This is a genomic window from Paenibacillus sp. cl123 (assembly GCF_900101595.1).
GTDB lineage: Bacteria > Bacillota > Bacilli > Paenibacillales > NBRC-103111 > Paenibacillus_G.
This window is the reverse complement of record NZ_FMYY01000044.1, coordinates 1-9,436: the sequence shown is the minus strand read 5'-3', so window position 1 is coordinate 9,436 and position 9,436 is coordinate 1. Positions and strand designations below refer to the sequence as shown.

At 50.5% G+C, this 9,436-nt stretch carries 6 protein-coding genes and 1 pseudogene; 5 read left to right on the top strand and 2 right to left on the bottom strand.

The annotated features are described in order from the left end of the window. Window positions 1-574 (bottom strand): hypothetical protein (locus BLR08_RS30375; RefSeq protein ID WP_176835648.1); only part of this gene is annotated, 574 nt, incomplete at its 3' end. 400 nt (window positions 575-974) lie between these two features. On the opposite strand from BLR08_RS30375, the gene BLR08_RS30900 reads away from it, so the two are divergent. The 4 genes from BLR08_RS30900 (at window position 975) to BLR08_RS30365 (ending at window position 5,603) form a co-directional block, all read left to right on the top strand. After that, window positions 975-1,169, top strand: a complete 195-nt coding sequence (locus tag BLR08_RS30900) for a hypothetical protein (RefSeq protein WP_143014504.1) — start codon at window positions 975-977, stop codon at window positions 1,167-1,169. A 1,135-nt stretch (window positions 1,170-2,304) separates the two neighbouring features. Then, window positions 2,305-2,454, top strand: coding sequence for a hypothetical protein (locus BLR08_RS31385; protein ID WP_176835647.1), 150 nt, complete (start codon window positions 2,305-2,307; stop codon window positions 2,452-2,454). A gap of 774 nt (window positions 2,455-3,228) precedes the next feature. Beyond that, complete coding sequence (locus BLR08_RS30370) at window positions 3,229-4,947, top strand: GAF domain-containing sensor histidine kinase (protein ID WP_176835646.1); 1,719 nt, start codon at window positions 3,229-3,231, stop codon at window positions 4,945-4,947. Next, window positions 4,947-5,603: a response regulator transcription factor gene (locus BLR08_RS30365; RefSeq protein WP_072338311.1), complete on the top strand. Its 657-nt coding sequence runs from the start codon at window positions 4,947-4,949 to the stop codon at window positions 5,601-5,603. Before BLR08_RS30370 ends, BLR08_RS30365 begins: the two co-directional genes overlap by 1 nt. A gap of 105 nt (window positions 5,604-5,708) precedes the next feature. On the opposite strand, the gene BLR08_RS30360 is transcribed toward BLR08_RS30365, so the two are convergent. Beyond that, window positions 5,709-6,275, bottom strand: a complete 567-nt coding sequence (locus tag BLR08_RS30360) for a hypothetical protein (RefSeq protein WP_072338310.1) — start codon at window positions 6,273-6,275, stop codon at window positions 5,709-5,711. A gap of 625 nt (window positions 6,276-6,900) precedes the next feature. Between BLR08_RS30360 and BLR08_RS30355 the strand changes: the two are divergent. Then, window positions 6,901-9,436 (top strand): annotated as a pseudogene (locus BLR08_RS30355) (hypothetical protein); the annotation flags it as partial.

Here is a 9,436-nt window from a genome sequence, read left to right as displayed (position 1 = left end):
CGGTCATCTGAGGCTGACTGACCGTCACGCGCACATTGGTAACTGGCTGATCGCCATTCTTGACAACGCCGTAAACGATACCAGTCGGCACCTTCGCTTCAATCACAGTTTCTGTCTGCCTGCTTAGCTTGAGCAGGTAAGGCTCGCTTGCCAGATAAGGGCGCCCCAACTTCGCCTCAACCCGAATGGTCTCCCCTTCATAGCCAGCTGGCAGTGTAAGGATTCCCGCTGCTGAAGTTCGTCCGTAGCTAACAAGTTCACCGGATTCGGGACGACTCAGCGTAACAGGTATGTCGCCAAGCGATTCCCCGTAAGCGTTGCGTACCGTAACGGTTACGGAAGCCGGCGCCGCTGCATGGAGCGCTTCGGCCAAATCGGCAATTTGCCGCTCATCGACCGTCGTGAGCTCCATTTTTTGCTGAGACCATTCCGGTGAGGTGATAGTGGACTGTTTGCCGGCAAAGATCCGATATTCCGCAAGCGATGTGGCCGAGCTGAACGATTGATGCAATTCATTCGTTGGCTGAGGTTCTCCTATCATACAGGACAACGACAGGGAAAAATGCCTCTGCATAAACGCGATGATCTGCTCGGAAAAAGCGCGGCTGCAGCGAAGGAGTTACCAGGATTATACGGTAACGAAAGAGAATCGACATTCTCGCGGCGGATGGGACAGTCCTCCAAAAAACCTCAGGCACTCCCCTCCCCCACCAATGAAGGATGAAGATGTAGATGAGATTCCCCACTTCGCCTAATAAATTCCTAATTTAATTCAATATTAACTCCCTTCTACTTTCTATTACACAACCAAATTGCTAGTTTAGACCGTGCTCCCTCAAGCTCGTGGAGAATATCTTGAAAGTAAGTTAATGGTTAAATTAAGTTTCCTATAAATTTCCTATAAATTTCCCATGCTTCGGGAATTACTGTCTCTATCGGCAGGAAAAGGTCTACTGTATAGTGTTTATTGAAAAGTGGTCAAATGGAAGAACGGCCAAACGTTCGACGGTGCGGTGGCTGTGTCGGGAGGCAACAACTTCGGCATGCTTATCCGTGTGTACGGCACGGTTTGGGCGATGGGCAATAATGGGTCGGTCAGCTGGGAGACGAAACGTTTATTTTGTCTATCTATCCGGTTCCGGTCAAGTTTGCGACTTCCCGCGATCTAAATGCACCGAAGGAGATTATAAGCGCGCTTGTTTTTTCATCCAGGGAGTTGAGTCCATTTTTTTCTCCAGGCGCCACGGATTACGTCCTGACGATTGAAAACGGAATCGATTCATTCACTATCTTGCCTTTTTCAGGACGATCTAACGTTATTATTACGGCTAGCACTTATGGCAGCAAAGGGATGTCGATAAATTTTTGTAGTCACACTAATTCAGACGCTTATTTCAAAAAGGACCGAAAATGGCGTCAAGCCATCCGCTGGCAACGGATTTCAACCCGCTGTGGGTGTGTAATCCAGAAAAGGGTCGGACAGAAAGGCAGAACGGTTTTGAACACAAAGCTTCGATTTGGCGATAGGTCGCACAACGCCACCGAGCAGCATAACCTGCTAAACCTCCAAACAATTGGAGTACGGGCTGTGGCCCGGTGGACGGCCTTGATACAGGCATGTTGAACCGACTGGTAATCGCTTGCAAACAATCGATTGCGTATAACTCCCCAGCTAGGAACCGCCGTTTTATTCTTGACGATGGTCGTAACTGTAGTGTCGATGCTATCCTCGCAGAATGGAGATTCGACGCAGCAATCGAACGAACATGCAGCGCAAATGTGCAAAGTTAATCCGGTTCTATTAAAAGAAATAGCAGAAGGCCTATTACATAAGAACGCGAAACGTGCAGGAGATTACGCGGAAGTTTTACAAAGGCAGCTGAAACCCACCCCCACCCTTTTGCGCCTAATGCCGAGCAGCTCCTGGCATTGATTCATCACAAAAATACACGGGTACGATGGGAGTCCATGCATGCGGTTGCACTAATCGTATTATCGCAGTACCCTGAAGAAATCCAACAACGGATGTTTTCGGACCAAAGCACAAATGTAAGAGATTATTCGATTTTTTGCTTAGGGAATGTAGCTTCCTGCTGTGAAACGGAGGCCATGAGGGTCTTGCCGATCTTAAAGCAGGGAATCCATAGCTAAGGTTTCCCCGAGCTTAGCAGTCGAAGTTTTAATGTATGGATACATTATGAAACCCACCCCAAAAGTTCCGTCCAAAAGGCGGCGAAGAAGCTGGTGAAAGCAGCCTTATAAATCCTCAATCGCATGAGGCTCATTATGACGAGGAGTGATTGCGTGAGTGAGTTTAAAAATTCTATGGTAGCGCAAGTATTCGAACGTTATCCCAAACATATTCAGATAAAATTATTGTTTCTTCGCAAATTGATGTTGGAAACCGCATCTGAGACAGAAGACGTTGGTACCGTGGAAGAAACTTTGAAATAGGTATTTTGATACTATGAACCATGATAGCGCGCCTCTTGGGCTACTATTACCGCAGTACCTCATCCAAAAGAGGTGTCTTTTTCTATTCCCCCCAGCCGTTCTCATGGTCATTGTAACGGTCAATTTCTCAACAAGACCGTGTCAGTAACTACGATCGCCGAGATATCTGAACAAGGCGTAGACCGCTGATCAAAGGCGCTGATATAATTAAAATCATCCTGATGTTTTGGAAAATAGCTCGTTTTGAAGGAAGTGACCACGCGATTGACGACCCCCATTCATCAGCTCGATGTCAAGTCGACGGCGAGTAGCAACTCGCCGGTTCCTGTCATGCTCCTGAAGGCATTGGTGCCTTTATTCGGTCTGTATTGCATCATTCTGTATCTTATCAGTATCCCGGTGTTCTATGTTGATGTCCGGGACAATTGCGTCGATAACGTATGTGTTGGATTCTATAATCCGCCTCCCGGGACGGAATGGCTTGCGTCCCACGGACTCACCGCCGGGCAATACGCTGGAGCATATACCGCGATTTATGTCGTCTATGGATTGCTCCATATAATTGCTGGGCTTGTTATCTATTTTAAGAATCGATCGGAGCCGATGGCGAAGATCGGTTCGCTTACGCTAATTGCGCTTGGGGTCATGTTCACGCCGATTACAAAAGGATTTCTTGACTATTCGAGCACAATGAAGCCTTTCTTGAGTATCTCGGAAATAATCGGCTTTGCTTCATTTATGCTTTTCTTATTCACCTTCCCGGATGGTCGATTTATGCCGAGATGGTCTATGAAAGTTTTTTATATCGCATTGGCACTATGGGTACCGAAAAATCTTTTCCCCGGGACCGTACTCGACATCGGCCATTGGTCCAGTCTGCTGTATTTCATTAGCGCTTTATTTTGGATGGTCAGCATCGTCGGCGTGACGATCTTCCGATACAGAAAAGTCATGAAGCCGTTGGAGCGGCAGCAGACCAAGTGGGTCATTTATGGTGTAGTGATAGCACTCGGGGGACTGGCTCTGTTCACCGTCCTCTTTTTGTTCCAGGGCGAGAAGATTGAAGCAAATTATGTCTTGTTGTATGCGATCGAAGTGGCCATCCATGCAAGTATGGCGGCGATACCGGTTACGATTCTAATGGCGGTGCTGCGCCGCAGGCTGTGGGACATCGATCCGATTATGAACCGTACGATCGTCTATAGCATCTTATCGCTATGCGTCGTGTTGCTTTATGTGATCTCGGTCTGGTATCTTGGCGCTTTACTTCGCACCGACGGGCAATGGTTCGTATCCTTGCTCGCAACCAGCATCGTGGCTGTAGCATTCGCGCCGATGAAAGAACGGCTGCAACGCTTGGTCAACAAGATGATGTATGGCGAACAGGACAGCCCGCATACCGTGCTGTCCAGATTGGGTGACCGCCTACAAGACCCGCTGCAGCCAGAAGCGGCATTGGAGCTCGTGGCGAGAACGGTCCGAGAATCGCTGCGATTGCCATATTCGGCGATCGTACTTGATAACGGAGCTGGTGTTCGCATGCTGGCCGCGGAATCAGGCGTACGTCAATTGGAAACGGTGCCTTTCCCGCTTATTCATCGTGGCGAAGAGATCGGCGAGCTTCAAGTCGCGCCTCGCGCTGCCGGAGAAACGTTCACTGCTTCGGATCGCCGATTCTTGACGTTGCTCGTAAATCAGTCTGGTGCGGTCGTGCAAGGCGCGAAGGCGTCGTCGGATCTGCGTAAGTTAGCCGATCATCTGCGCGCCTCAAAGGAGAAGCTCATCTACGCCAGAGAAGAGGAAAGACTGCGGCTGCGGCGCAATTTGCACGACGATCTTGCGCCGAGGCTGGCTGCACTTGCGCTGACCGCTTACGCAGCCGAGGAGCTTGTGACATCCGATGTGGCGAAGACAAAATCGATATTGAGCGAGCTTGGCACGGTTATCCGTCAGACTATATCCGAAATTCGAGGTATGGTTCACAACCTTCGACCTCCGGCGCTCGACGAATTGGGACTTGAAGGCGCGATCCGCGAGCGGATCAACGACGTTACGATCCCTATCAACTCAATCGAGGAACCCGAACAGTTAAAAATTGAATTGGAGGTCATTGATTCGCTGCCGAACATGCCGGCTGCCGCGGAGGTGGCCGCTTACCGAATCGCGACGGAGGCGATTGTGAATGTCGTCCGTCATGCCGGGGCGACGCAGTGCTTCGTACGTCTTGGCATCGTCGAGCTGGATAGCATGAATCATCTGCACGTGGAAATAAGCGATAATGGCACTGGGATCCGCAAAAGGCGGGAGGAGCCGAAAGCCGAACAACCTGGCTCCGTGGAACAACAGCGAGAGACAGGCGGTATTGGGCTGGGGTCGATGAGAGAACGGGCGGAAGAACTGGGCGGGGTATTCCAGATTGAAAATGCGGTACCGCAAGGAACGATTATACACGCGTATTTGCCGCTAACGAGCGCGAAGAATGAGGGAATATGATGACTCAGACCATTAAAATAATAATAGCGGACGACCATCCGTTGTTTCTGCATGGCCTTACGACACTGTTCTCCACGGTGCCCGATTTGGAAATCGTCGGCGAAGCAATGAACGGAGAGGAAGCGGTCCGTTTAGCCGCGAGCTTGAAACCGGACGTCATCCTTATGGATATCCGGATGCCAGGCTTGAACGGCATTGAAGCAACTCGTACGATCACGTCCGCCGATCCGAATGTGAGTGTCCTGATCTTCACCATGTTTCAAGATGATGCTTCGGTCTTCACCGCGATGCGCGCTGGAGCGAAAGGTTACGTGTTGAAGGATGCCGAAAAGGGAGATCTCCTCCGCGCGATCCGGTCCGTCAGCCGCGGCGAAGCAATTTTCAGTCCGAGCATCGCTTCGCGGATGATCGACTACTTCGCGACGACTAGGCCGGCGGCAAGAGAAGAGCTCTTCCCCGAGCTGACGGTTCGCGAACGGGAAGTGCTCTACTTAATGGCTGACGGCGAATCGAACGTCAGCATTGCGACTAAGCTTGGCCTTAGCAGCAAGACGGTCATGAACTATGTAACGAACATTTTGAACAAACTGCAGGTGCAGAGGCGCAAAGACGCCATGCGACTGGCACGTGAATCACGGTTTAATCAGGTGGAGTAGGCAAGACCGTTTATCGATCGATCATCGAAAAGAAACACCGGTTTTAATTTGCAACCGGTGTTTTTCGCGCTTTTTGTTTTTGAGTGGCTAGGCGTTAGACGATCGCTAAATAGCAGGTAATCCACTGGCTTTGTTGCTCCCGACCTTGTTCAGCACGCTGATCCCGAACCCGACGTAAGCGATACCCCATAGCGCAGGCGAGAAGTCGCTAAACCCGGGAACGAACAGCAAGAATGGCGTTGCGATGAGACAGGCGCTGGACCACTTCGAAATCACGCGTCCTCGGTAAGAAGCAATGCCGAATAGAATGAACCCGAGAATCATGCAGGTCATATTAATCATGATGAAGACGCTGAAAGGAGCGGGGGGGATTTCGTCACCACGGCCGATTTGGATCGAGTAAAGGTTCAAGCTGACAAGAAGTGTCGTGAACAGATTGCTCACCGTTAACATAAGAAAGCTAATGAGACCTAGTTTTTTCGTCTCGTTCGCTTGAGCGAAGTATATGCCGAACGTTCCGATGCTCAGCAGGATGCTGCCCACGATGCCAAAGTACAGCTCGGGAACGCTGTCTACACCAAGCGTTAGCGAGAACGGCGTCATCGCCGCTCTAGCGACCCCTCCTAGGATGGCGATGACCGCCAAAATACGAATGCTTGTTGTCATTTGCATATTACCTGTTCCACCTTCCATGCTCGATTTGATAGTTGTATCATACCAACCGAACTGAACAGCACCCAAGAGTCAAAGCATCCCAAAGGCTGGGAAATTGGGTTGGGAGGGGAATAAATAAAGTCTTAGACTGCCACATGAAAGACAAGGATGATCACGAACTTCTTAAATTCGTCGTGCTTAAGGTATTTCGGCGAATGTTGAACTATCCTGCCCGTTAGCTTAACGGGGTGTTACCAGTCTACTTTATCTTTTCTGGACATTAAAAAATGGGAGAAATGGCGTCACAGACCTCATATCTGTGGCGCCATTTCTCGTCTTCTGTCAAAGTGAAAGCCCCCCTATCTCAATCTTTGAGTTCCTAATAATTTCCCGAAAATCCCAATAATTTTCCCGATTCCTTCCGAAGATTATACTCATTTCACGGGAAAGGGACGACGTTATAATTGATTAAGTAGCAAGAGTTAATTAATGGAAAGGAGATGAGTGTGTATTGGTTTGGCAATGTATCAAACAACTTACGTCAGTTCTTCTGATTTCAGCGCTACTTCTACAATCCACGGTCTATGCAGCCGGAGCTAATAACGAGACAGGCACAGTCCGAGTTGTACCAGGGCCAAACGTCATGGAGGCGGTCTATGCTCCGCCTGTTTTGAACGGCTTGCCGCCCTTGACAAATGAGGAAACGATTCAGGTGGAGGGTACGTCGGCAGCACATGCCCTTATTACGGTGTACACCTCCTACGAGGGGCGTCCCCTGCTGAAAGCAGGGAATACTCAAGCTGGCGAAGAAGGGCATTTCTCTGCCCAAATTCCACTCGGAGCTGAGGGAAATTACGCAGTTACAGCAACGGCTGAGATTGGCGGAGAAGTTACCGTTCCATCGGCTTCAGTGACGATTAGAGTCGACCGAACTGCTCCGGAACGTCCTGTTGAGCTGCAGTGGACGACACCAAGCCCTGATACGATACGTCTGCAATGGGTAGCACCATGGAACGGGGAGAGCCCTTCCCATTATGTCGTGTTGCGCGATGGTGAGACGGTAGGTCAGACGAGCGGTCTGTTCTTTGATGAATCAGGCCTCACGAGACAGAAGGCCTATCGTTACGAAGTGTTAAGTGCAGATGAGGCAGGCAACGTCTCGGAAGGCGGATTCCCAATTGTAACGGGAACGCCGGGCAAGAACGAAAGAAAGCTGCTTCAAGCAGGAGCAGGCGAAGCAGGAGACGCGGCGATCAGTGAAGACGGCAGCAGGATTGCGTATGTGCAGGTGAAGATGGAACAGGATGATACGGGCAATCCGCGCTACCGCTCGAAATTGTTCGTCGAGAATCTGGTCTCTGGCGAGATGATGACGTTTAGTCCGCCTGAAGGAGTCGGGCGAATCGACTACCCGAAGTTTAGCAGAGACGGCGCTAAGCTGTTGTATTCGCTAGTAAATTCCACGGTGTATGACCTGAACAACGAGGTCTATGTGGTGGATCTGGGGAGTGGGAATCAACAGCGCATAACAACAGAGGAACAGCTAAGCGCATTGGCTTTCATCTCCGGTGATGGGCATCGAGTGTGGTTCCAGGCTGGCAAGCATGAGGCTTCGTCCTTGAAGGAATCGTTCACAATTTTCGAATATGAACTCGTTTCCGGTCATAGGACGTCATTCCAACTGCCATACAGCGAGGAGAACGAGGAGGTTTCGGTAGACTATGTGCTCCCATCCTCTGATGGCCGAATGTTCGTCTACGGTGTATTGAACGCGAACAATGGCGGCTTGGCGGCTTATTTGTATGATCGAACGAACAGCAAGGCGAGTTTGCTTGGCGAGAATGTGTTTGCGACAAGCTTCAGCCGCGACAATAAGCGGCTGTCCTTTACGAAAGAGGGCAGTGTCTACACCGTCGATACAAGCTCGCTCGAGGAGACCGTTATTTTTGCCCAGCAGGAGCTTCAGACGTACCATGGCATTCGAATCAGTGCTGATGGCCACCGGTTTTTGATTGAATCGGATGAGAACAAGGATCATGACGAAGAAGGGCTGTTTATCTATGAGCCAACAACCAGAGCGAAGACGAAAATTGGCAATCCTGCCGTTGATCGGAGTGCAGTCGCACTGAGCGGGGATGGCTCAAAGGTGATTTATTCCAGTATTGACCGAAGCGGCTTACCGCTGGTAAGGAGCAATTATTTATTTTGCATGCAAGCGTGCGACGAGGTGAATATGCCTGGCGGCGACCCGATTTACTCCGTTTCTTGGCAGGCATCGGAGTTGCTCGGAGGCCAGGCGGTCTTGGGCAGTGACTTAGCGCTAACCGTTAGGGGTGAACCCGGCAGCGCAGTCAAAGCGGATATCGAATATCTCATGAACGTGGAGGCTGCAGAGGAGACCCCTCTAAGTAAGCACGCCGAAATCGACATGCAGGAAGACCGTCATGAAGCAGGCACATTCAAGGCGAATTTTCCGCTTGTGGAAGGGATTCGAGAGATTAGGGCGATACAAATCTACGCGGAAGATCCAAAAGGCAATAAAGAGACAGCAGAAGCAGAGCTACTCCCGTTACAAGTGACAGGTGCGCTTAAGCTGCTGATCGATTCAGAGCAGCCAAACGGCCACCAACAATCTAAGATTCTTGCCTGGAATAAAGAGGGCAAGTTTGTGAATCAAGTTATTGTTAACGGAGATACAGTCATGCTGCCTCTACCTGAAGGCGAAGCATTCCGCCTCTCTTGGCGAGCTTCTACTGGGGTCATTCTAGCTGTTATGGATCATGCAGCCGTTCGAAGCGGTGCGTACACCGAGCTTACGCTTCACGAACAGGCACCGGCTTCCGTAACCGTTACGGTACGCAACGCTTACGGGGAATCGCTTGGCGACATACCTGTTACGCTGAGTCGTCCCGAATCCGGTGAACTTGTTAGCCACGGCCGAACTTCAGCAGCGGGAATCCTTACACTGCCAGCTGGCTATGAAGGGGAGACCATTCGGGTTGAGGCGAAGTTGGGGCGCCCTTATCTGGCAAGCGAGCCTTACCTGCTCAAGCTAAGCAGGCAGACAGAAACTGTGATTGAAGCGAAGGTGCCGACTGGTATCGTTTACGGCGTTGTCAAGAATGGCGATCAGCCAGTTACCAATGTGCGCGTGACGGTCAGTCAGCCTCAGATGACCG

Bases quoted from the DNA above. Each gene is read 5' to 3' on its own strand.
- BLR08_RS30370 (WP_176835646.1), top strand. From the start codon at position 3,229: ATGCCGAGATGGTCTATGAAAGTTTTTTATATCGCATTGGCACTATGG.
- BLR08_RS30365 (WP_072338311.1), top strand. From the start codon at position 4,947: ATGACTCAGACCATTAAAATAATAATAGCGGACGACCATCCGTTGTTT.
- BLR08_RS30360 (WP_072338310.1), bottom strand. From the start codon at position 6,275: ATGCAAATGACAACAAGCATTCGTATTTTGGCGGTCATCGCCATCCTA.